Raw genomic sequence first — 20,612 nt, forward strand, 5'->3', positions numbered from 1 at the left:
CCCTTGTCCGGGTGCGGTCGTGCTCCGCAAAGGAGTTGACCTGTGCCGAGGCGCCGTATCTCCGCAGTCCTGACCGCACTCGCCCTCGCTTCCGCCACCCCGGTGCTCCTGCCGGCCTCCGGCGCGTCCGCCGCGGCCTGTTCGAGCTATCCGAGCTGGGTCGCCGGGAGGTCGTACGTCGCTGGTGACGTCGTCCGCTACACCGACGGGAAGACCTACATCGCCGAGCACGACAACCCGGGCTACGACCCCACCATCAGCACCTGGTACTGGGACCCCTACGCCTGCGACGGCGGGTCAACGCCTCCCTCCGACGGCTTCGTGGTGAGCGAGGCGCAGTTCAACCAGATGTTCCCGAACCGGAGTTCCTTCTACACCTACAGCGGGCTGAGGGCGGCGATGAGCGCCTATCCGGCCTTCGCGAACACCGGCAGCGACACCGTGAAGAAGCAGGAGGCCGCGGCCTTCCTCGCCAACGTCAGCCACGAGACCGGCGGCCTGGTGTACGTGGTGGAGCAGAACACCGCCAACTACCCCCACTACTGCGACTGGAGCCAGCCCTACGGCTGCCCGGCCGGACAGTCGGCCTACTACGGCCGTGGCCCGATCCAGCTCAGCTGGAACTTCAACTACAAGGCCGCGGGCGACGCCCTCGGCATCGACCTCCTCAACAATCCCTACCTGGTACAGAACGACGCCTCCGTGGCCTGGAAGACCGGCCTCTGGTACTGGAACACGCAGACGGGCCCCGGCACCATGACGGGCCACAACGCGATGGTCAACGGCGCGGGATTCGGCCAGACCATCCGCAGCATCAACGGCTCCCTGGAGTGCGACGGCAGGAACCCGGCGCAGGTGCAGAGCCGGGTGGACGCCTACCAGCGGTTCGTGCAGATCCTCGGAACCACGGCCGGCGGCAACCTCTCCTGCTGATCCACCGCTGCTCTGCCGCTGACTTTCGGCTGACGGGATCCGACCTCGGCCCCGGAAGCGGTGTGCGAAACTTCCGCGATGACCTCAGAGACGATCACCGCGGCAGCCGCGGGCACCTGGAAACTCGGAGACCTCACCGTCAGCCGCATCGGCCTCGGTGCGATGCGGCTGACGGGCAGCGCGGCTTTTCACCTGGGTGCGCCGAGCGACCGTGACCGGTCGATCGCCGTGCTGCGGCGCGCGATCGAACTGGGGGTCAACCACATCGACACCGCCGCCTTCTACTTCTCGTCACTGCGCTCGGCCAACGAACTGATCAACACTGCGCTGGCACCGTACGCGGACGACCTGCTGATCGCCACCAAGGTCGGTCCGTTCCGTGACTACGCGGGGGAGTGGGGCACCTCGGCCCGGCCCGACCAACTGCGCGCCCATGTCGAGGAGAACCTGCGGCAGCTCGGCCGCGACCATCTCGACCTCGTATATCTGCGCCGCATGCGGCAGGAGTCGATCGCCGAGCACTTCGGCGCGCTGGCGGAGCTGCGCGAGGCGGGCCTGATCCGGCACCTCGGCGTCTCCGACGTCGAGCCCCGGCACCTGGCGCAGGCGCGGGCCATCGCACCGGTGGTGAGCGTCCAGAACAAGTACGGGCTCGACTTCCCGGCCCCCGAGACCGACGAACTGCTGCGGGTGTGCGGCGAACACGGCATCGCGTTCGTGCCGTTCTTCGCGATCGCGATCGCGGGCGAGGGCGGTGCGCGGGGCCCGAGTGGCGCTGACGGCGACGAGGTGCTCGCCGTCGCGCGTGCGCACGGCGTCACCCCCGCGCAGGTCCGCCTGGCATGGACGCTGGGGCGGGGCCCACACGTGCTCGTCATCCCCGGCACCGGCAACCCGGACCACCTCGCCGAGAACATCGCCGCGGGCGCGCTCCGGCTGACCGACGCCGAACTGGCCCGCCTCGACGCGCTCCACCGGCGAGGCGAGTGACGGACGGGTCCCCCGCCCGGGGCGGGGGACCCACCGACCCGCCCGTTCACCGCCGTCATCCGCCGTCATCCGGTGTCGTCGGCGCCCCCTGCGGGAGCTCCATCGGGCTGCGGCGCCGAGGACTCAGCCCAGCTGTTCGTGCAGGAAGGCCACCGTGCTCTCCCAGGCCTGTGCGGCCGACTCGGGGTCGTACGTCTCCGGTCGGCCGTCATTGAAGAAGGCGTGGTGGGCGGGGTGGAGACGGAAGTCCGGGGTGATGCCGGCCTGCTGCTGGACCGCCTTGCGCAGCTGCTCCAGGTTCTCCTCGGGAATGCTGGTGTCGAGCTCGCCGTAGTGCCCCAGGATCTCGGCCTTGAGGCCGGAGAAGTCGGGCAGCTCGCCCTGGATCACGCCGTAGAACGGCACCGCCGCGCTGACCCGCGGGTCGGCCGCGGCCAGGTAGAGGACGAAGCCGCCGCCCATGCAGAAGCCGACCGCGCCCACCGTGTCCGAGGTGACCTCGGGCAGCCCGAGCAGATGATCGACCGCACCGGAGAGCAGTTCGACGCCGCGCGACACGGGAAGCTCCTTCATCATCCGGAAGGCCTCGCCGCTCTCATGGGCGACATTGCCGCCGTACAGGTCGGGCGCGAGGGCCACGAAACCCTCCGCGGCCAGCCGGTCCGCGACCTGGGCGATGTGGTCGGTCAGGCCCCACCACTCCTGGATGACGATCACGCCGGGTCCCCGCCCGGACGGCGGCAGTGCCAGGTAACCGTGGGCCGTGGTTCCGGCACTGGGGAAGGTCACGTTCTGATGGGCCGGGGCTCCGGTCGGCTTCGGCAGCTCGGACATCGCACTCAACTCCTGTGGGGGCAGCGCTCGGTAGGGGTCCGGCGGGGCCGGCCCTGAGTCGATCTTCACCATGTCATGCGCGTACACGGCGCTTGCCACCGGCCCGCACGACACGGCCCGCGGCCACCTTTTGCAGCAGGCTGTACGCCAGGACCGGCAGCAGCACGTGCGGCCGGTCGGGCAAGGCCGTCGTGATGAGCACCGCGCTCGCGCTGCTGTTGTTCATCCCGCAGGCCAGCGTCACGGAGGCACCCGCGGGAGCGTCCAGGCGCAGTGCGCGGGCGGTGATTCGGCCCAGGGCGAACGACAGGCCGCACACAGTGGCGGCGACCACCAACGCGGCCATCAGCAGTACCGGTTCGGGACGGGTGAGGAAGGGGCCGAGGACACCGCTGGCATTGATGTACGTCAGGAGCAGCGAGCCGATCATCGACGTGGGGACCGCCGCGTCGAGCAGGCGGGCCAGCAGGCGGCGCGGCAGGACGAGCCGGCAGAGGATTCCGGCGCCGCAGGGGAGCAGCACTCCCGTGAGCGCGAAGGCATGGCCGGCGGTCTGGGCGGCGCCGGACAGGGTGACCGCGTAGTCGCCGCTCAGCAGGGGACACAGGGCCGTCATGGTGATCGGGATGGTGAGCGGGCTGACGATCGTGGACGCCAGCACCAGGCCCACGGTCGTCGACTGGTCGCCGTCCCCCTTGCTCGTCCATACGGTGGCCCCGGCCGCCACGGGCATCGCCACGATCAGGATCATCGCCGCGATCATTCCGCTGCCCCCGTCGCTGTCGGACGACTGGCTCAGGGCGAAGGCCACGCCGGGAATGATCAGCAGCGGTGCGACCAGATGGAGGACGAGCCCGGTCAGCAGCGCGGTGGGGCGCCTGACCAACGCCCGCAGTTCGTGGACCGGCACCTGCAGGCCGGCGATGAACAGGACCAGGGACAGCAGGAAACGAGGCGTCTTGAGAGGGACTTCCAGGATGCCGCCCGCCCCGATCGTGTGCGGATGGCGCAGCCACAGCCCCAGCGCCGGCACGGTCGCGGCGGCGCAATAGGACGCGCCGACGGCCCAGCCGAGGTGGCTACGGAGCAGAGTGAGGGGGGACTTCGCGGTGGGGCTGGGATTCATCGCGGCGCTCTTCCGTCGTCGTGGGACCTGGGCGGAGACGGAGCGCCTGTATGGAGGAGTACGTGTGCGGGGCGAGGCGGATGACGGCGTAGACGCTGAGGCTCAGCCAGCACAGGCTGAACAGCCAGCCGCCGAGGACGTCGGAGAACCAGTGAACGCCCAAGTAGACCCGCGTCAGCCCGACCAGGACGGCCCAGCAGCCGATGAGTGCCGCGAGGGGTCTGCCACCGCGCGGTGCTCGCGCGAGCACCGCGAGAACGAGCAGTCCGCCGGTGATGGCGGACGTGGTGGTGTGGCCCGAGGGGAAGGACCAGCCCGAGGCGTGTGTGGCCCACTCCGCCGTGGCGGGGCGGGGGCGGGCGACCAGGGACATCACGCCGTACCGCACGGCCTGGGCGGCGGCGAGGCAGCCGAGGCAACCGACGGCGAAGACGACGCGCTGCCGTGCCGTGCGCCCGAGGACGACCCCCGCCAGCGCGACCAGCACGTACGGCAGGATGCCCGTGCCCGTGTACGTCACCCCGCGGGCCACGGCCAGCGCGACGGGTGGGCGGTGGCCCGCCGACCAGGTGTTGAGGTCCTGGTCGCCGAAGAGCGCGGCGCCGTCCTGGCCGGTGACGATCAGCGTCAGCAGCACGAAGGCGACCAAGCTCCCGACCGCGGTCGATCCCGCGAGGTCGGTGGCGTCCGCGCGCTTCACGACAGGGCCCGGGGAACATCGACCGCGTACGACGACACGGTGCGCAGGGCTGCGGACATCGACGGGGGCCCCTTCCATCATGAGCGCGCGGGCGCCTGGGAAGACGGTGTCCGCGCTGACTACAATCCTGTAGACGGTCTACAGAAATGTAGACGATTGGGGAGCGGCGATCGTTCCCCTCGACCTGCCCATTCGTTCGCTCGTTCTTCCTCGTGCTGCCCCGGCCCGCTCGTGCTGCCCCGGCCCGGCTCGCACGCGTCGGCTCGCACGCGCCGGTCCGCCGCCCGTTCGCCTTGATCGGCATGCTCAGAATCCCCCGCCGTGCCGCGTCCGGCTACCTCGCCACCAGCACTCGGCGGGATGCCGTACCCTAACGTGTTACGTATAACTACCGAAGGGGTCCTGATGAGACGCATCGCCCTGGTCACCCTCGTTGTCGACGACTACGACGAGGCGATCCGGTTCTACACCGAAGCCCTCGGGTTCCGGCTCGTCGAGGACCAGCCGCGGCCCGACGGCTCCCGCTGGGTCGTCGTCGAGCCGGGCACCGGGGGCGGCGGCAGCGGACTGCTGCTGGCCCGCGCCAAGGACGAGGCGCAGCGCGGCCGGGTCGGCGACCAGACCGGCGGGCGCGTGGGCTTCTTCCTGCACACCGACGACTTCGCCCGCGACCACGCCCGGATGCGGGCCGCGGGCGTGACCTTCCTGGAGGAGCCGCGCCACGAGCCGTACGGCTCGGTCGTCGTCTTCCAGGACCTGTACGGAAACCGCTGGGACCTGCTCCAGCCCGCCCAGTAGCCGAACCAGGCCACCCCGCTCCCGCCCCAGAACTCAACCTGCCGAGGAAAGCCACGCATGACCGCGCCCCACATCGACATCGACACCATCCGCCGGCTCCCCAAGGCCGTGCTGCACGACCACCTCGACGGCGGTCTGCGCCCCACCACCCTCGTGGAGCTCGCGGAGACGGTCGGCCACACGCTGCCCACCACCGACCCTCAGGCGCTCGCCGCCTGGTACTACGAGGCCGCCAACTCCGGTGACCTGGTGCGCTACATAGCCACCTTCGAGCACACCCTCGCCGTGATGCAGACCCGTGAGGGCCTGCTGCGCACGGCCGAGGAGTACGTCCTCGACCTGGCCGGGGACGGCGTCGTCTACGGTGAGGTGCGGTACGCGCCCGAGCTGATGGTGAACGGCGGGCTGACCCTGCCCGAGGTCGTCGAGACCGTGCAGGAGGGCCTGGCGGCCGGCATGGCCAAGGCGGCGGCCGCGGGCACCCCGGTCCGCGTCGGCACCCTGCTCTGCGGGATGCGCATGTTCGACCGCACCCGCGAGATCGCCGACCTCGCGGTGGCGTTCCGGGACGGCGGTGTCGTCGGCTTCGACATCGCGGGCGCCGAGGACGGGTTCCCGCCCGCCGACCACCTGGCCGCCTTCGAGCACCTGCGCGGCGAGAGCGTCCCGTTCACCATCCACGCCGGTGAGGCCCACGGCCTGCCCAGCATCCACCAGGCCCTCCAGGTCTGTGGCGCCCAGCGCATCGGCCACGGCGTCCGCATCACCGAGGACATCGTCGACGGCAAGCTCGGCCGCCTCGCGAGCTGGGTGCGCGACCGCCGCATCGCCCTGGAGATGTGCCCCACCTCCAACCTCCAGACGGGCGCGGCCACCTCGATCGCCGAGCACCCCATCACCGCCCTGCGCGACCTCGGCTTCCGTGTCACCCTCAACACCGACAACCGGCTGGTCTCGGGCACGACGATGACCCGCGAGATGGCACTGCTGGTCGAGGAGGCGGGCTGGGGCGTCGAGGACCTGCGCACGGTCACGGTGAACGCGATCAAGAGCGCGTTCATCCCGTTCGACGAGCGCAAGGCCCTCATCGAGGACGTCGTGCTGCCCGGCTACGCCCTCTGAAGCAGTCCCCGTACATAGGCGGCCTGTCCGACGTGCTGCAGATCGTCGGACAGGACGCTGACCAGCCGTACGCCCAGGCTGACCGGGGGATCCCAGCGCTCGTCCACGATGCGCTCGAAGTCCTTGGCGGTCAGCCCGTGCACGAACTCCAGGCTCTGTTCGTGCACGGCGTCGTAGTACCCGATCAGCAGGTCACCCGACTCCACCCGGACCTTGGCCACCTTCTGGGAGGTGTGGCCGTACCCCGTGTCCCGGCGGGGCAGATCGAGCCCGAAGCGCTTCTCCCAGCCCTGCGCCAGCCAGACCTGGTCGAGCCCGGCGGCATCGGCGACATGGTCGTCCTGGACGCGGGTGAGATGCCAGATCAGCCAGGCGACGGAGTTGGCGGAGTCGTCGGGGCGCGCGTTGAGGTCGTCCGGGGGCAGACCCTCGACGGCGGCATGGACTTCTTCCTGGATGCGGCTGTACGCGTCGATGAGGATGTCCTTGGCATGCATGCCTCCACCTTGGCGCATGGCGCTCGCTCACGCGTCCGGAATCCAGCTCCCGTGGAAGCCCAGTGGCACCCGGCCCGGCAGATGGATTCGGGCGACCGGCTCCCCCGTGAAATCCTGGGCGGCCAGGCTTGGTGTGCGCGGTGAAGGCCCCTTTGAGGGTGGAGCGGAAGTCGTACGTGCCCGCCGTGTTCAGCTCGTGGTCGAGTTCGTACGGCAGCGGACCGCTCTCCTGGAGCGCCAGGATCCGTCCCTTGTGGCTGACGCGGGGCGTGACGCTGTACCGACCCGCTCGCAGTCGCCGCTGTGGACCTCCACGAGTCTGCTGCGGCGGATCGGGCCGCGTCAGGAGTGCTGGAGCCCGTCCGGGGGTGGTGTCAGGCACCCTGTTCCGAGGTGTCGAGAAGCACCATCAGCGCCCGGGCCGCCGGACTGGTGGCGTCCGACGGCGGGAGCATCGCGACGGTCTCGTACAACGCTTCGCAAGCGCCCTTGAAGGGGAGGGCGGTGAGATCACCGGCCTCGCGCTTGAGGCCGAAGTGCCGGGGTACGACGGCGATGCCGAGGCCCTCGTGAACGAGCTCCAGGAGGCTGTGCACGTCGTTGACCTCGAGCGTCACGGTCCGCCGTACGTCCGCCGCCGCGAAGGCCGCGTCCGTGGTGCGACGCGGCCCCCAGTCGGGGTGGAAGTCGACGAAGGCCTCGCCGCCCAGTTCCTCGGGCGTGACCACGGCGGCGGTCGCGAGGTGGTGCGTGGGATGGCAGAGCACGGTCATCGGTTCGCTGGTCAGCGGCACCGACCGCAGCTGATCGCTGTCCGCCCGCGTCCGCACGGCGAAGGCCAGGTCGAGCCGGCCCGCGGCGACCTCCTCGGCCAGCGCCTCGGAACCGGCTTGCCGCAGCCGGATCTCGACGTCCGGGTGGCGCCGCCGGAACGCGGCGAGGAGCTTGGCCACATGCACTCCCGCGATGCACTGCTCGGTGCCCAGGGAGAGCGTGCCGCGCAGCACACCCTGTACGGCGGCCACGGCGTCCTGCGCCGAGCGCACCTGGGCGAGGATCCGCTCCGCCTCGCCCAGCAGCGCGCGACCGGCCTCGGTGAGCGTGACCCGACGGGTGGTGCGCACGAACAGGGGGGCCTGAAGCTCCCGCTCCAGCGTGCGGATCGACGACGACAGGCCCGACTGCGACACCATCAGCCGCTCCGCCGCCCGGGTGAAGTGCTGGTCCTCGGCGACCGCGACGAAGTGTTGAAGGTGGCGCAGTTCCATGGGAGGCAAGCGTAGTCGCCGATTGAGAAGCGCCGTCGCTCAGTCCCATCCGATTCTCCCGTTGGACCTCTGCACTGTGTGCGCGCCAGAGTGGAGACCTGTTTTCCCGGCCTTCCAGGAGTACGCGTTGTACACCGCACACCCCGACCGTTACGCGGACATGCCCTACCGGCGCTCCGGACGCAGCGGCCTGAAGCTGCCCGCGCTGTCGCTCGGCCTGTGGCACAACTTCGGCCCCGACCGGCCGGTGGAGACCCAGCGCGCGATCCTGCGCCGCGCCTTCGACCTCGGCGTCACCCACTTCGACCTGGCCAACAACTACGGTCCGCCGCCCGGCGCCGCCGAGTCCGCCCTCGGCGACGCCCTGAAGGCGGACTTCGCGCCCTACCGCGACGAGCTGGTGATCTCCACCAAGGCCGGTTACCTGATGTGGCCGGGCCCGTACGGCGAATGGGGCTCGCGCAAGTACCTGCTGTCCTCGCTCGACCAGAGCCTGGCCCGGATGGGCCTGGACCACGTGGACATCTTCTACTCGCACCGCCCCGACCCGGAGACTCCCCTGGAGGAGACGATGGGCGCCCTGCACTCGGCGGTCCAGCAGGGCAAGGCGCTGTACGTCGGTGTCTCCAACTACTCGGCGGAGCAGACCCGTGAAGCCGCCCGCATCCTGGCCGAGCTGGGCACCCCGCTGCTGATCCACCAGCCGCGCTACTCGATGCTCGACCGGCGCCCCGAGGAGGAGGGGCTCCTGGACACGCTGGACGAGCTGCGGGTCGGCTCCATCGCCTACTCGCCGCTGGAGCAGGGCCTGCTCACCAGCCGCTACCTCGACGGCATCCCGGAGGGCTCGCGCGCCGCGAGCGACAGTCCCTTCCTGAGCGCCGACACGGTCACCGAGGACCTCGTACGGCAGCTGCGCGCCCTCGACGAGATCGCCAAGTCCCGCGGCCAGTCCCTGGCGCAGCTGGCCCTCGCCTGGGTGCTGCGCGGCGGCCGGGTGACCTCCGCCCTCATCGGCGCGAGCAGCACCCAGCAGCTGGAGGACAGCGTGACGGCCACCCGCACCCTGGACTTCGACCCGGAGGAGCTGGCCCGGATCGACGCGATCATCAAGCCGTAAGGCTCCACGATCCGACGATCGGGCGGGGGAGGCCCGCTGATCAGACGGTGAGCCGCTCGCTGAGCTCCCAGAGGCGGTCGGCCGCCGCCGGGTCGACGGCGTACGGCACCACGCCGGCCTTCCACGACCTGTTCGCGAGGGACCACTCGCGGCCCTCCTGCGCGGACATCAGGGGCGCGATGCCGCTGTTCTCGCAGTAGACACCGCCCCTCCCCTCGAACAGGGGGCGGGTAGCGCACCGTACGCTGGTCGCCGCCCCCTGCTCGACGGTCTTCATCTGCCGCGCCGGGTCCAGGACGGCCTGGCCGTCCGCGTCGAGGACGCCGACGGCCTTGAGATCCTCCTCGGCGAGGTACCTCCTCAGACTGGCGTCGAACGGCCATGTCCCGGACCACGTTCGCCCAGCGCTTGCGGATCGTGGCCGGCGTACCGCCCCTGACGTATCTGCTGGACTGGCGGACGAGCGTGGCCCGGCGCGCCCGGCGAGACGGCGAGACGGCGAGACATCCGTGTCGGCCCTCCCCCAGAAGATCGGTTACACCTCCGAGGGCGCGTTCAGCAACGCCTTCAAGCGGACGACCGGCGTCGCCCCGAGCCGCTATCGGGATGGCGCACGGGCGGCCCTCATGAGCTGAGGCACTCCTCCAGGCGAACGGTCACCGTGTTGCTCGCCCACGTCCTTCCCGATGGCCTGGCGCACATCGGCCTTCACCGGCAGTTTGTGGGTGCCGTCTCCCAGAGCCATGAAGGAACTGCGGAAGGGGTGATCCTCCGCTTCCGGTGGGTGTCCTGCTCAAGAGACCACCGGAAGCGGAAAAACTCATCGCGAGCCTCCGCGGCGGCTCGGCCTAGGCCGGCACGCGGTCCAGGAAGCCGTGCACGCTCCGGATCCGGTCCTCGCCGTCCAGGGTGATCACGTCGAATCCGGCGACGGGTGCCGTGCCATCGGCCTCGTTGACCAGTTCCCAGCCGAAGCGGGCGATGCCGTGGTGTCCGTCGACCGCCCCCGCGAGCCGGAAGGAGAACCCCGGGAACTGCTCGTGCGCCGCCGTGATCACGGCCGCGATCCCCTCGTGCCCGCGGACCTCGGCCAGCGGGTCGGTGTAGCTGCCGTCCGCGCTCCAGGCGGCGGCGACCGCCTTGACGAGTGCTTCCCGGTCACCGGCGTTCCAGGCCTCGAAGTAACGGGCGACGGCGGTCTCGTAACGGTTGTCGGTTGCGGACATGGTTGATCAACCTCCGTTGAAAATTCGGGTAGTTGCTGGTCAGAGAGCGGATTCCGAGGTGCGGTGCCCCGCTGGGATCCGGTACCGCAACGATGCCCGGCGGCGCCCGTCGGCGTCGATTACCTCCGGGGTAAGGGCAGCGGGGCGCGTTTCGGCCAAACCGGGCCGTGAATATGCCAGGAGACTGGCTGGAATGGCATGGTGACAGAGTGTCAGGAGTGGCGATACTCGATTACCAGGGCGATTCAGTCACGCCCGCGCACAGCACCACCATGCACGACAGACGAGCCGCACGCAGTGAACGAGCCGCAGGGAAAGCGAGGCCGGGCCGGCGGAGAACGTTGCAATGGGGGAGCGATCGTGCACGACGAATTCCTGTGCCATGTGACCGCGTACGGAATATGCGGAGGTAGACGCGTCGGCGTCCCCCTGGGGACGTATCGCGCGCCGACCCTGGCGCTGGCCCTGTGGTGGATGCGGGACCGCGCCTCCTGGATGGCCTCGCGGCTCGATCCGCAGCCCGACGACCCGACCTTCCCGTCGAACTCGATCGCGCCGGTGGCGGACACCGTTCCGGACGTGCCGAGCATGCTGCGCGCCTGGTGCGGTGACGTCGTCCAACAGGAGCTCATCGCCGAGGAGCTGGCCGCCGGAAAGCTCGTCCGTGTCGCCACCAGCGACGACACCACCGAGTACGAGCTGCTCGCCGAATCCGTGGACGCGCTGCGCATGCAGCGGACCGCCGCCGCGCTCGGCACCTCCGCGGCCTGACCGCCGCCGGACCGCGGGATTCCGTGAATCAATATGAGCTGATTACATAATTAACTTAGATAAATATCCGCGGGATTTCCGCCGGTCGGGCGCGTATATGGACGAATAGCTAGAATTCGATGCATGGGAGAGCGGCCGGTCGCGCCGACGGCGCCCGAACTCGTCCTCGAAACCGAGGCGGGCTCAACGGTGCTGAGTCCGAGCCGCGACTATCACGTCGGGCGTGATCCGTCGAGCGAGATCGTTCTCGACGACGTCCGGGTCTCGTGGCACCACGCGGTGCTGCGCCCGGAGGCCGACCACTGGACGATCGAGGACGAGAACAGTACGAACGGCACCTACGCCGACGGCAGGCGCGTGCGCGAATGGGGCGTCGGACCGGGCAGCGTCATCCACTTCGGCAACCCCTGCGACGGCCCCCGCGCGGTCCTCGTCGGCATGCCCACCGCCGGGCGACCGTCGTCCGTCCCGCTGCCCGCGGTCAGCGGCACCTTCCGGCAGCCGACCACCGTACGGCCGCTGCCCACCCGCACCGTCCGCATCGGCCGCAGCGCCGACAACGACGTCATCGTCAACGACCTGATCGTCTCCCGCCGCCACGCCGAACTGCTGGCCCACCCGGACGGGACGTTCGAGATCGTCGACCTCGGCAGCCACAACGGCACGTTCCGCAACGGCCAGCCCGTCACACGCGCCCCGGTCACGCCCGGTGACATCATCGGCATCGGCCACTCCGCGTTCTGCCTCGTCGGCGATCAGCTCCAGGAGTACGTCGACACCGGCGAGGTCTCCCTCGATGTCCAGGACTTGACGGTCGCCGTCGACCACGGCCGCAAAACCCTTCTCGACCAGGTGTCCTTTCCCGTCGGCGAGAAGTGCCTGCTGGCCGTCGTCGGCCCGAGCGGCGCCGGAAAGTCCACACTCCTCAACGCCCTCACCGGGCAGCGCCAGGCCGACCACGGCACGGTCCTGTACGACGGCCGCGACCTCTACCGCGACTACGCCGAGCTGCGCCAGCGCATCGGCCTGGTGCCGCAGGACGACATCCTGCACTCCCAGCTGACGGTGCGTCGGGCTCTCGCCTACGCCGCCGAACTGCGCTTCCCGCAGGACACCGCCAAGGCGGAGCGACGCGCGCGGGTCGACGAGGTGATCCATGAGCTGGGCCTGGAGCAGCGCGCCGACCAGTCCATCCACAGTCTGTCGGGCGGTCAGCGCAAACGGGTCAGCGTGGCCCTGGAACTGCTGACCAAACCGTCGCTGCTGTTCCTCGACGAGCCGACCTCCGGCCTCGACCCCGGCATGGACCGCTCCGTGATGCACATGCTGCGCGGCCTCGCCGACGACGGCCGTACGGTCATCGTGGTCACCCACAGTGTGCTCAGCCTCGACGTCTGCGACCGGCTTCTGGTGCTCGCGCCCGGCGGCAAGGTCGCCTACTACGGGTCGCCCGACGAGACCCTCGCCTTCTTCGGCTACGAGCAGTGGCCCGAGGCGTTCGAGGCCTTCGAACGGGACCAGGACCGGGACTGGGCGGGGGAGTACCGGGACTCGCTGTTCCACCAGCAGTACATCGGCATCCCCGGCGCGCAGCCGTATCTGCCGCCCGCCGGCCCGGCCGCCGCCGTCGGACCACGGCCCAAGGCCCAGAGCTGGGGCTCTCAACTCGGCACCCTGGTGCGCCGGTACGCGGCCGTGCTCAGCGCCGACCGGACCTTCCTCGCCGTCATGATCGGGCTGCCGTGCGTGATGGGCGCGATGGCCCGCGCGGTGGCCGGCAGCAAACTGACGCAGGAGACGGCGATGAACGTGCTGCTCATCCTGTGCGTCGGCGGAGCCCTGACGGGAGCGGCCAACGCCGTGCGCGAACTGGTGAAGGAACGGGTCATCTACCGGCGGGAGCGCGCGGTCGGCCTGTCCCGATCGGCGTACCTGATGTCGAAGGTGGTGGTCCTCGGTACCGTCACCGTGCTCCAGGCCGTGGTCCTGACCCTCGTCGCGCTGCTCGGCGTCGACCTCAACGCGCCCGGCGGCAAAGGGGTCGTCATGCCGCCGCTCCTCGAGATCACGCTGGCCGTGGCCCTGCTCGCCTTCGCCGCGATGATGCTCGGCCTCCTCGTCTCCGCCATGGTGACCAAGGAGGAGGTCACCATGCCGCTGCTGGTGCTGCTCGCCATCGTCCAGGTGGTCTTCAGCGGTGCGCTGCTCAAGCTGCACGGGGTGCCCGGCATGGAGCAACTGGCCTGGCTCGTCCCCGCGCGCTGGGCCCTGGGCGCCATGTCGGGGACCATCGCCCTGGGCCGGATCGTTCCGGAGCTGCTGACCGCCGACCCGCTGTTCCGGCACGAGACCAGCGTGTGGCTGGTCGATATGAGCATGCTGGTCGTGCTGTCGGTCGTCTTCGGGTACCTGGTGGCCCGGCTGCTGCGGCGGCACGAACCCGCGGTCATGCGGAAGTAGATGCGATGACGACTCCCGACCCCGACCCGGTGACGATCGACGACTTCCGCCCCACCCATGTCGTCCCGCCGGACGGCCTGCCGGCCTGGGAGGCCCCGGATCCGTCCCGGCCCACCGTGCCGCTCGACGCGCTGCTGCCGGTCCAACTCGTCGAGCGGCTCGGCGACTGGGGCCGGATCGTCTGTGCCAACGGCTGGTCGGCCTGGGTCGACGGCCGGCTGCTGGTCGCCGTACCGCAGTCACCGCCCGAAGCGGGCAGCTCCCTCACCCGAACGGCCGACCCGCGCCCGCTCCTCGCCCGCGTCGAGGAGGCGCTCTCCCGCTATCGGAGCGCGGCCGAGGACCTCGCCGCGGGCCGGCTCGACGGGGAGTCCTTCCGCGGCATCACACAGGGGCAGCGGATCGGGGTGGTCGTCGACGGCGAGTCGCTGTGGCTGTACGACGCCGAGCATGAGCGCTGGGTGTACTGCGACGGGACGCGGCTGAGCACGTACGCGGTCACGGAGGACCCCGCGGCCCCCCCGGAGCGGATCGAGGGCGCCCGGGGAGGGGCGCGCGGACGGGCGCCCACGGATGTCGTACGGAACGGGGCGGGGACCACGGAGCCACCGACCGGTGTCGTACGCGAGGGGGCAGGGAATCCGGAGCCGTCCACCGGTGTCGTACGTGAACCCGACGACCGTGAACCGACGCGTTTCGTGCCGCGGGTGACGGACCAGCCCGGTGACCGCTGAGCGTCAGGCGGCCGTGTCCGTGGGGACCTCGCCCCCACGGTGGACGCCCTTCGCCAGCAGACCGCCGAGGAACCCGGTGACCAGCCCCCACAGCACGGCGAGCCCGAGCGCGGTCCAGAGCTTGGGCTTCAGGAACAGTTCCCCCTTCAGGCCGCCGCCCGCGTCGCCGATGCCGATGAGCGACAGGCCGTAGTGCGCCGAGATCCTGCCGACCAGACAGATCATGAGCACCGTGAGCGCCAGCGCGACCGCCATGTGCACGGCGTGCTGCCAGGCCCGCGTCCGGACCGGTGAGCGGGCGGCCATCAGGAACGCGCAGCCCAGGAGCAGCAGGGCGTCGACGACCAGCAGCCACCACACCGTGCCGTCGTGCTCGGCGAGGGTGCGCAGATTGAGCGTGGAGATGTCCGGGGTGCGCAGCACCTCGTCGAGGACGTGCGGCATGGGCAACCCGAACGGCCCGTCCACCCGCCCGGTCCAGGTGGCGCCCAGGCCGATCGTGAACGCGAACCAGACGAGATTGGGCAGCCCGAGGAAGATCACCGCGAAGGTCTCGGGGACGTGCCCGCGCGTCGCGGCCACCGCCAGCCCGACGACCGCGCCCGCGGCGACGTAGGCGAGCAGCAGCACGACCATGGCGAAGGCCGCCGGACGCACCGACTCCTGGAAGCGCAGCAACCGGGCCGGGAGCGGGGCCCCCGGCGACACCAGCAGCGCGAGGACGAGCACGCCCGCGAGCCACAGCAGTCCAAAGAGCAGCGTCACCGGCACGTCGGTCTTGAAGCCCACCTCGGGCGAGACGCCGAACAGATCACCGATGTCGCTGATCGTTCCGGTCCCCAGGGAGATCTTGAAGTTCTGGTGGGAGCAGAGCGCGAGGCCGAGGAGGGCCGGCAGCCACAGGACCGCGATCCTGGCGGCCCACCCGGCCAGCTCGGGGGCGCCCGCGACGGCCCGGTGCCGCAGTGGCCGCAGGAACCCGGCGGCGATCACCAGCGCCCCGGCGAGCGTGACCGACAACGGAATCACCGTCAGACCCGCCCGGGTGTCGGCGATCACCCCGGCGTCGCCCGCGAGTTCGATGGTGCCGCCGACCGCGGTCACCACGGAGGCCGCGACGACCCGTGGGAAGGCGTTGCCGGGCAGGCTCGTGGCACCGGCTCCCCATAGCCCGAGGGCGGCGACCACGAGCATGACGATCAGCCCGGCCAGGACCGCCACGAGGGCCTGGACCCAGCCGTGACGGGCGGCCGTCCGTTCCACCTGGGGGGCAACGGCCTGGTCGGACGATGTCTGCGGGCTCACCCTGCCACGCTAAGCAGCGCTTCGGGCCGCCGCCCGTCGGGAGGGCCGACCGCGTCAGCTTGCGGGGGGTACCGGACCGGGGCACACAATGAGCTCGTTGCGGAAGAAAGCGGCACAAAATGTGTGAAGTGTCGCAGGATCCTTACGCCCGGAGGAAGAGCTCGTGAGCGTCGAGCAGCCGTCCTCCGGCCGCCCCACCGGACCGCCTACGGGTCCCCTGCCGGGTCCTTCCCGGCCCGGTCGGTCCGAGCACAGTCCGACACAGCCGAGCGGCCGTCCGCCCGCGGGGCCACCCGGCGACGCGTCAGGAGGCGGCGGAGGCGGTGCGGGGGGACCGTCCGGGCCCGGCGGCCCGCCCGGCTCCGGCAACGGCCCGGACCACCCCTGGTGGAAGTCGGCGCCGCGCATGGCGCTCATCACCGGGGCCGCCGTGGCCGCGGTGGTGCTCGGCCTCGTCTTCACACGCTCCAACGGCACGTCCGCACCCCGCGGCGAGGTCTTCCTCCAGGCCGCGAACAAGCCGGGGACCCCTTCACGGAGCCGACCGCGAAATCAAGCTCCACCGCGCCGGAGGCACCTCCGGCGAGAGCGCCGCAGTCCGCCAACGTGACCCGCGGCGTGGACGGTTCGGCCCCGGCCTCCACGGCGGCACACGCACGGTGTGTCGACCACCGCTACGGGGGCGGAGGGTGCCGAACGGGGTGACTGTGCAGGACTTCACGGGGTACCAGCACTTGTGCGGCAGCGTCCGGGCGTGCAGTGACCCGACGTACCGGTATCCGAGAAAGACCCACATGATCGAGCACTTGGACGGAGCGGTGATACCTACTGGCTTCGACGTCCCCGTGGAACCGCTTCGGCGAGCGGCGCACTATACCGGTGAGCCGGGGGGCATCGCCGAGGCACGCTTCTTCGCCGAGGTGTTTCTCGAGCAGCTACGGTCCCAGTGGTGCGCCGAGATCGACGCACGGGCCGCAGGCGACCTCCTTCTGGTCGTGAGCGAACTGGTCACCAATGCTGACCGGCACAGCCACGGGCCCTACATCCTGGAACTGGAGGGAACCGACGCCTCCGTCACCGTCACCGTCTACGACAGCAGCGCCACCCTGCCGCGGCCCTATCCGTGCGATCCCCAACGCGTAGGGCGACACGGACTGGAGATCGTCCACGCGCTCGCGACGGAGGTGACCGTCGGGCGCGTGCCGGTCGGAAAGTGCGTCAAGGCCCAGCTCTCCCTGCGCCGTTGATCCGAGGCGACCTACCAGTGCCTCGCTGCGGCCCGGTGAACGCGGTGCGGCGCCCGGTAGAGGGCGTGGCCACCGTTCAGGTGCCCAGCCTTCGGCTCGAAGTGCTGCACGGCGACCCGCAGTTCTCGTACGACGGCGAAGTCACCCGGGTCGCGGCTCCGCGGCTGGTGCTCGACCGGCTGACGCGGGCCGTGACGCTGTACCGGCCCGCGGAGAAGGGCCAGTGGCTGCGCTGAGTCTGTGGTAGGGAGCCGGCCGAGTCTCTTGCAGGGAGCCGACAGGGCCGGTGGGGCCGGTGTCAGGCACGCTCGACCCGCTTCAAGTCACTCAGCATGCCGCTGCGCAGCTGCTCGATGATCCGCTTGATCAGCCGGGAGACATGCATCTGGGAGCAGCCGAGCCGCTCCCCTATCTCCGCCTGCGTGGCTTCGTCCACGAACCTCAAGTGGATGATCCGCCGGTCACGTTCACTGAGCTCCGAGACCAGGGGAGCAAGGGTGTGGAAGTCCTCGACGAGCCGCATCCCGTCGTCCTCCATCCCGATGAAGTCGGCGAGGACCGCCTCGCCGTCCTGGCCGCCGTCTCCGGCGAGCGCGGCGTCCAGCGAGGAGGAGTTGTAGCCGTTGGCGGCGATCTGGGCCTCGATCACCTCGTCCTCGCGGAGGTTCATCAGCGTGGCCAGTTCGGCGACGCTCGGTTCGCGGTCCAGTCGGCTGGCGAGCTCCTCCCGCGCCTTGGCCAGTTCCACCCGCAACTCCTGCAACCTGCGTGGAACGTGCACGGCCCACGTCGTGTCACGGAAGAAACGCTTGATCTCGCCGACGATGTACGGCAGCGCGAAGGAGGTGAACTCGACCTCGCGCGATATCTCGAACCGGTCGATCGCCTTGATCAGACCGATCATCCCGACCTGGGCGATGTCCTCCAGGTCGTTGCCGCGGTGGCGGAAGCGGCCCGCCGCGAAGCGGACTAGGGACATGTTCATCTCGATCAGGGTGTTGCGCGCGTACTGGTACTCCTGTGTGCCTTCCTCGAGTTCCGTCAGACGCTGGAAGAACCGACGGGACAATTCTCGCGCGTCACGAGGAGCCACGGCCCGCGGGTCCTCGACGTTCGGCAGTGGCGCCTCACCCGTCCTGGTCCTGGCCGACTCCCGGGTGACCTTCGACCGGCTCACGGTGGTGTCCATTACCTCTCCCACGAAACTCACTGTCCGCCCTTTCAAGCATCGTGCTTCCGCGCATACCCCGAACACGGGAAGCCATGTGTCCGTTGTCTCGGGCAACAGGCCTGCGCGTCGATCAGGTTGTCAGCGGGGAGTCGTCGTCCGAGTTCCGGGCAGCCGGTGGCGGGCCGCGCCGGAAAACCGGTGGCGGATTCCCGGCAGGGCGCCGATGCTCGTGGACATGGCTGATATCGCGCCTCTGCAGTCCGGAAACACCCAGCCCGATCGGAGCTTCGGGTGGTGGAACATGTTCGTGCACCCCGACGACGATCCGCGCACCGACGGGGGGTTCGTGGGGGAGCGGGACACACTCGTCGGGTTTCTGCGCGACCAGCGGCTGACGCTGCAGATGAAGTGCGCCGGTCTGGACGCCGAGGCGCTGGCCCGGCGTTCGGTCGAGCCGTCGGATCTGTCGCTGCTCGGGCTGGTGCGGCATCTGGCCGGGGTCGAGCAGAACTGGTTCCGCCGGGTGCTGGCCGGACAGGACGTGCCGCGGCACTACCGGTCCGACGACGACCCCAACGGCGACTTCAACGGCGCGGTGCCCGACCCGAAGGTGGTGGCGGAGGCCTGGGACATCTGGCGCGCCGAGGTGGCCTTCGCCGAACGGTTCGTGGACGAGGCCCGCGACCTCGACATCACCGGTGTGAGCGCCGACGAGCCCGTCACTCTCCGCGAGGTGCTGGTGCACATGATCGAGGAGTACGCCCGGCACAACGGCCACGCGGACTTCCTGCGCGAGCGGATCGACGGGAAGGTCGGACAGTAGCCGGGCGGCAGAAGCAGGTCATGAGTACCTCGACCCGCCCCCACTCTTCCAACTCGCTGGTGCCCCTGGCGATTTCGACCTGGGGCTGCGGTCGCAGTCCGGGCCGAGCAACGTCAGCCACCTTGGCCGTCCCTAGCGCGGGGGCGACCCAGTGGAACGCGGTCGCGCAGCCCACGAGGTCGAAGGGCTCGGGCGGCAGCGCCCACTGCTCGAAGTCGGCCACTTCCACATCAGCTCGGGGAAACGCCCGCAGATCGCGCCGGGCCACCGCCGCGAGTGCGGGGCCGAGCTCCACCACTCGGGCACCCAGCGCAGCGACACCGCTCGATTCCACCGAGAGCGGAATGCCGCTCCCTTTCCGCGCAGCTCAGCGCTTCTAGGCTGAAGGGGTGAGTAATCAAGCGCCGAACGAAGCCCGCGTCATTCCTCTCCGCCCGGCGACCGCACCGGGATCGGCCACCCGTCCGGCCACCCGTCCGGCCACCGGCCCGGCGGCCGGTCCCGCCACCCCCGTCGCCCCTCCGGCGCCCGGGAGCAAGGAGCCCCTGTGGCGCGACCTCTTGGGCGATGTCCTACGACGTGAGCGGCTCGCGCAGGAGCGCACGCTCAAGGACGTGGCCGACGCCGCCCGTATCTCGATGCCGTACCTCTCGGAGCTGGAGCGCGGCCGCAAGGAGGCCTCGTCCGAAGTCCTCGCGGCCGCCGCGCGCGCCCTCGGCCTGGGCCTCGGCGACCTGCTCTCACTGGCCCAGGACGAGCTCACCCGTCTCGCCCAGGTCCGGCCGGCCCGCCGCCGCACCCCTTCGGCCCCGCTCTACGACGGCATGTGCCTCGCCGCCTGAGCAGGGACGGCCGACTCGCGACGGCCCGACGCGGGCCCACCCTCAGACCGTCGCGAGCCGTCGGCTCAGCACCTCGTCAGCGAGCCCGTACGCCACGGCCTCCTGCGCGGTGAAGACCTTGTCGCGGTCCATGTCCGCGCGCAGTGTCGCCACGTCGTGGTGCGTGTGCCGGGAGAGGACCTCCTCGACCTGGGAGCGGATACGGAGCATCTCCTTGGCCTGGAGGGTGAGGTCCGAGACCGTTCCCTGCCGGCCGCCGCTCGCGGGCTGGCCGAGCAGCACGCGCGCGTGCTCCAGCACGAACCGTCGCCCGGGGTCGCCCCCGGCCAGCAGCACCGCCGCCGTGGAGGCTGCCTGGCCGACGCAGAACGTCGAGATCGGCGCCTGCACGAACGTCATCGTGTCGTAGATCGCCATGAGCGAAGTGAACGAGCCGCCGGGCGAGTTGATGTAGATCGCGATCTCGCTCTCCGGGTTCGACGACTCCAGATGGAGGAGTTGCGCGATGACGACGTTCGCGACGCCGTCGTCGATCTCGGTGCCCAGGAAGATGATCCGCTCCGAGAGCAGGCGGCTGAAGACGTCGTAGGACCGCTCACCCTGCGGGGTGCGCTCGACGACGTTCGGAATCGTGTACGTACCCAC

25 protein-coding genes and 1 pseudogene are annotated in these 20,612 nt (G+C 70.5%); 13 read left to right on the top strand and 13 right to left on the bottom strand.

Annotated elements, in window-relative coordinates; all coding sequences use genetic code 11:
• Nucleotides 1-42 precede the first annotated feature (42 nt).
• Both OG747_RS44530 and OG747_RS44535 read left to right on the top strand, forming a co-directional pair.
• The gene (locus OG747_RS44530; protein ID WP_405885059.1) at nucleotides 43-933 is read left to right on the top strand and encodes a glycoside hydrolase family 19 protein; all 891 of its coding nucleotides are present in this window, start codon (nucleotides 43-45) and stop codon (nucleotides 931-933) included.
• A 78-nt stretch (nucleotides 934-1,011) separates the two neighbouring features.
• Nucleotides 1,012-1,923 (top strand): aldo/keto reductase, encoded by a 912-nt coding sequence (locus tag OG747_RS44535; RefSeq protein ID WP_405885060.1) that lies wholly within the window; start codon nucleotides 1,012-1,014, stop codon nucleotides 1,921-1,923.
• 123 nt (nucleotides 1,924-2,046) lie between these two features.
• Here OG747_RS44535 and OG747_RS44540 read toward each other — a convergent pair whose 3' ends face one another.
• From OG747_RS44540 to OG747_RS44550, 3 genes are all read right to left on the bottom strand, one after another.
• Nucleotides 2,047-2,757 carry a dienelactone hydrolase family protein gene (locus OG747_RS44540; protein WP_405885061.1) on the bottom strand — a complete coding sequence of 237 codons (711 nt, stop codon included), beginning with the start codon at nucleotides 2,755-2,757 and terminating at the stop codon, nucleotides 2,047-2,049.
• A gap of 73 nt (nucleotides 2,758-2,830) precedes the next feature.
• Nucleotides 2,831-3,883, bottom strand: a complete 1,053-nt coding sequence (locus OG747_RS44545) for a sodium-dependent transporter (RefSeq protein WP_405885062.1) — start codon at nucleotides 3,881-3,883, stop codon at nucleotides 2,831-2,833.
• Nucleotides 3,837-4,583 (bottom strand): phosphatase PAP2 family protein, encoded by a 747-nt coding sequence (locus OG747_RS44550; RefSeq protein WP_405885063.1) that lies wholly within the window; start codon nucleotides 4,581-4,583, stop codon nucleotides 3,837-3,839. Before OG747_RS44550 ends, OG747_RS44545 begins: the two co-directional genes overlap by 47 nt.
• A 405-nt stretch (nucleotides 4,584-4,988) precedes the next feature.
• On the opposite strand from OG747_RS44550, the gene OG747_RS44555 reads away from it, so the two are divergent.
• Entirely contained in the window at nucleotides 4,989-5,381 is a 393-nt protein-coding gene (locus tag OG747_RS44555) for a VOC family protein (protein ID WP_405885064.1), read from the top strand.
• Between the two features lie 57 nt (nucleotides 5,382-5,438).
• On the top strand, nucleotides 5,439-6,503 hold the full coding sequence (locus OG747_RS44560) for an adenosine deaminase (RefSeq protein ID WP_405885065.1): 1,065 nt from the start codon (nucleotides 5,439-5,441) through the stop codon (nucleotides 6,501-6,503).
• On the opposite strand, the gene OG747_RS44565 is transcribed toward OG747_RS44560, so the two are convergent.
• The 3 genes from OG747_RS44565 to OG747_RS44575 form a co-directional block, all read right to left on the bottom strand.
• Nucleotides 6,491-7,000, bottom strand: a complete 510-nt coding sequence (locus OG747_RS44565; RefSeq protein WP_405885066.1) for a DinB family protein — start codon at nucleotides 6,998-7,000, stop codon at nucleotides 6,491-6,493. The genes OG747_RS44560 and OG747_RS44565 overlap by 13 nt on opposite strands.
• Before the next feature lie 27 nt (nucleotides 7,001-7,027).
• Complete coding sequence (locus OG747_RS44570; RefSeq protein ID WP_405886026.1) at nucleotides 7,028-7,126, bottom strand: carotenoid oxygenase family protein; 99 nt, start codon at nucleotides 7,124-7,126, stop codon at nucleotides 7,028-7,030.
• A 248-nt stretch (nucleotides 7,127-7,374) separates the two neighbouring features.
• Nucleotides 7,375-8,268 (bottom strand): LysR family transcriptional regulator, encoded by an 894-nt coding sequence (locus OG747_RS44575; protein WP_405885067.1) that lies wholly within the window; start codon nucleotides 8,266-8,268, stop codon nucleotides 7,375-7,377.
• A gap of 127 nt (nucleotides 8,269-8,395) precedes the next feature.
• Between OG747_RS44575 and mgrA the strand changes: the two genes are divergently transcribed.
• The gene (gene mgrA, locus OG747_RS44580; protein ID WP_405885068.1) at nucleotides 8,396-9,388 is read left to right on the top strand and encodes an L-glyceraldehyde 3-phosphate reductase; all 993 of its coding nucleotides are present in this window, start codon (nucleotides 8,396-8,398) and stop codon (nucleotides 9,386-9,388) included.
• Nucleotides 9,389-9,428: 40 nt separating this feature from the next.
• On the opposite strand, the gene OG747_RS44585 is transcribed toward mgrA, so the two are convergent.
• On the bottom strand, nucleotides 9,429-9,665 hold the full coding sequence (locus OG747_RS44585; RefSeq protein ID WP_405885069.1) for a hypothetical protein: 237 nt from the start codon (nucleotides 9,663-9,665) through the stop codon (nucleotides 9,429-9,431).
• Nucleotides 9,666-9,897: 232 nt separating this feature from the next.
• On the opposite strand from OG747_RS44585, the gene OG747_RS44590 reads away from it, so the two are divergent.
• Nucleotides 9,898-10,023: a hypothetical protein gene (locus OG747_RS44590; protein ID WP_405885070.1), complete on the top strand. Its 126-nt coding sequence runs from the start codon at nucleotides 9,898-9,900 to the stop codon at nucleotides 10,021-10,023.
• On the opposite strand, the pseudogene OG747_RS44595 reads toward OG747_RS44590, so the two are convergent.
• Nucleotides 10,013-10,160: pseudogene (locus OG747_RS44595) on the bottom strand (DUF1905 domain-containing protein); the annotation flags it as partial. The gene OG747_RS44590 and the pseudogene OG747_RS44595 sit on opposite strands and share 11 nt — an antisense overlap.
• A gap of 76 nt (nucleotides 10,161-10,236) precedes the next feature.
• Complete coding sequence (locus OG747_RS44600; RefSeq protein ID WP_405885071.1) at nucleotides 10,237-10,614, bottom strand: nuclear transport factor 2 family protein; 378 nt, start codon at nucleotides 10,612-10,614, stop codon at nucleotides 10,237-10,239.
• A 360-nt stretch (nucleotides 10,615-10,974) separates the two neighbouring features.
• Between OG747_RS44600 and OG747_RS44605 the strand changes: the two genes are divergently transcribed.
• From OG747_RS44605 to OG747_RS44615, 3 genes are all read left to right on the top strand, one after another.
• Nucleotides 10,975-11,385: a hypothetical protein gene (locus OG747_RS44605; protein WP_405885072.1), complete on the top strand. Its 411-nt coding sequence runs from the start codon at nucleotides 10,975-10,977 to the stop codon at nucleotides 11,383-11,385.
• A gap of 123 nt (nucleotides 11,386-11,508) precedes the next feature.
• Entirely contained in the window at nucleotides 11,509-13,845 is a 2,337-nt protein-coding gene (locus tag OG747_RS44610; RefSeq protein ID WP_405885073.1) for an FHA domain-containing protein, read from the top strand.
• Nucleotides 13,846-13,850: 5 nt separating this feature from the next.
• Nucleotides 13,851-14,579 carry a hypothetical protein gene (locus OG747_RS44615; RefSeq protein WP_405885075.1) on the top strand — a complete coding sequence of 243 codons (729 nt, stop codon included), beginning with the start codon at nucleotides 13,851-13,853 and terminating at the stop codon, nucleotides 14,577-14,579.
• Between the two features lie 3 nt (nucleotides 14,580-14,582).
• Here the strand turns inward: OG747_RS44615 and OG747_RS44620 are convergent, their stop codons facing one another.
• A complete protein-coding gene (locus tag OG747_RS44620) occupies nucleotides 14,583-15,884 on the bottom strand; it encodes a streptophobe family protein (protein WP_405885077.1) in 1,302 nt (433 codons plus the stop codon).
• A 794-nt stretch (nucleotides 15,885-16,678) separates the two neighbouring features.
• Between OG747_RS44620 and OG747_RS44625 the strand changes: the two genes are divergently transcribed.
• Together OG747_RS44625 and OG747_RS44630 are read left to right on the top strand one after the other, a co-directional pair.
• Nucleotides 16,679-17,131 (top strand): ATP-binding protein, encoded by a 453-nt coding sequence (locus OG747_RS44625; RefSeq protein ID WP_405885078.1) that lies wholly within the window; start codon nucleotides 16,679-16,681, stop codon nucleotides 17,129-17,131.
• Nucleotides 17,132-17,196: 65 nt separating this feature from the next.
• Nucleotides 17,197-17,367: a hypothetical protein gene (locus OG747_RS44630; RefSeq protein ID WP_405885080.1), complete on the top strand. Its 171-nt coding sequence runs from the start codon at nucleotides 17,197-17,199 to the stop codon at nucleotides 17,365-17,367.
• Between the two features lie 62 nt (nucleotides 17,368-17,429).
• Here the strand turns inward: OG747_RS44630 and OG747_RS44635 are convergent, their stop codons facing one another.
• The gene (locus OG747_RS44635; protein ID WP_405885081.1) at nucleotides 17,430-18,320 is read right to left on the bottom strand and encodes a SigB/SigF/SigG family RNA polymerase sigma factor; all 891 of its coding nucleotides are present in this window, start codon (nucleotides 18,318-18,320) and stop codon (nucleotides 17,430-17,432) included.
• A gap of 283 nt (nucleotides 18,321-18,603) precedes the next feature.
• Here OG747_RS44635 and OG747_RS44640 point away from each other — a divergent pair, with 283 nt between their 5' ends.
• Entirely contained in the window at nucleotides 18,604-19,125 is a 522-nt protein-coding gene (locus tag OG747_RS44640) for a DinB family protein (RefSeq protein ID WP_405886027.1), read from the top strand.
• Here OG747_RS44640 and OG747_RS44645 read toward each other — a convergent pair.
• On the bottom strand, nucleotides 19,022-19,459 hold the full coding sequence (locus OG747_RS44645; RefSeq protein ID WP_405885082.1) for a class I SAM-dependent methyltransferase: 438 nt from the start codon (nucleotides 19,457-19,459) through the stop codon (nucleotides 19,022-19,024). The genes OG747_RS44640 and OG747_RS44645 overlap by 104 nt on opposite strands.
• A 55-nt stretch (nucleotides 19,460-19,514) precedes the next feature.
• On the opposite strand from OG747_RS44645, the gene OG747_RS44650 reads away from it, so the two are divergent.
• Entirely contained in the window at nucleotides 19,515-19,967 is a 453-nt protein-coding gene (locus OG747_RS44650; protein WP_405885083.1) for a helix-turn-helix domain-containing protein, read from the top strand.
• 42 nt (nucleotides 19,968-20,009) lie between these two features.
• Here OG747_RS44650 and OG747_RS44655 read toward each other — a convergent pair whose 3' ends face one another.
• Nucleotides 20,010-20,612 carry a ClpP family protease gene (locus OG747_RS44655; protein WP_405885084.1) on the bottom strand — a complete coding sequence of 201 codons (603 nt, stop codon included), beginning with the start codon at nucleotides 20,610-20,612 and terminating at the stop codon, nucleotides 20,010-20,012.

Source organism: Streptomyces sp. NBC_01384, from assembly GCF_045040035.1.
Taxonomy (GTDB): Bacteria; Actinomycetota; Actinomycetes; order Streptomycetales; family Streptomycetaceae; genus Streptomyces.

Excerpts from the sequence above, each read along its gene's own strand:
- OG747_RS44535 (WP_405885060.1), top strand. The coding sequence starts at position 1,012 with ATGACCTCAGAGACGATCACCGCGGCAGCCGCGGGCACCTGGAAACTC.
- OG747_RS44540 (WP_405885061.1), bottom strand. The coding sequence starts at position 2,757 with ATGTCCGAGCTGCCGAAGCCGACCGGAGCCCCGGCCCATCAGAACGTG.
- OG747_RS44545 (WP_405885062.1), bottom strand. The coding sequence starts at position 3,883 with ATGAATCCCAGCCCCACCGCGAAGTCCCCCCTCACTCTGCTCCGTAGC.
- OG747_RS44555 (WP_405885064.1), top strand. The coding sequence starts at position 4,989 with ATGAGACGCATCGCCCTGGTCACCCTCGTTGTCGACGACTACGACGAG.
- OG747_RS44560 (WP_405885065.1), top strand. The coding sequence starts at position 5,439 with ATGACCGCGCCCCACATCGACATCGACACCATCCGCCGGCTCCCCAAG.
- OG747_RS44565 (WP_405885066.1), bottom strand. The coding sequence starts at position 7,000 with ATGCATGCCAAGGACATCCTCATCGACGCGTACAGCCGCATCCAGGAA.
- OG747_RS44575 (WP_405885067.1), bottom strand. The coding sequence starts at position 8,268 with ATGGAACTGCGCCACCTTCAACACTTCGTCGCGGTCGCCGAGGACCAG.
- OG747_RS44585 (WP_405885069.1), bottom strand. The coding sequence starts at position 9,665 with ATGAAGACCGTCGAGCAGGGGGCGGCGACCAGCGTACGGTGCGCTACC.
- OG747_RS44600 (WP_405885071.1), bottom strand. The coding sequence starts at position 10,614 with ATGTCCGCAACCGACAACCGTTACGAGACCGCCGTCGCCCGTTACTTC.
- OG747_RS44610 (WP_405885073.1), top strand. The coding sequence starts at position 11,509 with ATGGGAGAGCGGCCGGTCGCGCCGACGGCGCCCGAACTCGTCCTCGAA.
- OG747_RS44615 (WP_405885075.1), top strand. The coding sequence starts at position 13,851 with ATGACGACTCCCGACCCCGACCCGGTGACGATCGACGACTTCCGCCCC.
- OG747_RS44625 (WP_405885078.1), top strand. The coding sequence starts at position 16,679 with ATGATCGAGCACTTGGACGGAGCGGTGATACCTACTGGCTTCGACGTC.
- OG747_RS44635 (WP_405885081.1), bottom strand. The coding sequence starts at position 18,320 with ATGGACACCACCGTGAGCCGGTCGAAGGTCACCCGGGAGTCGGCCAGG.
- OG747_RS44640 (WP_405886027.1), top strand. The coding sequence starts at position 18,604 with ATGTTCGTGCACCCCGACGACGATCCGCGCACCGACGGGGGGTTCGTG.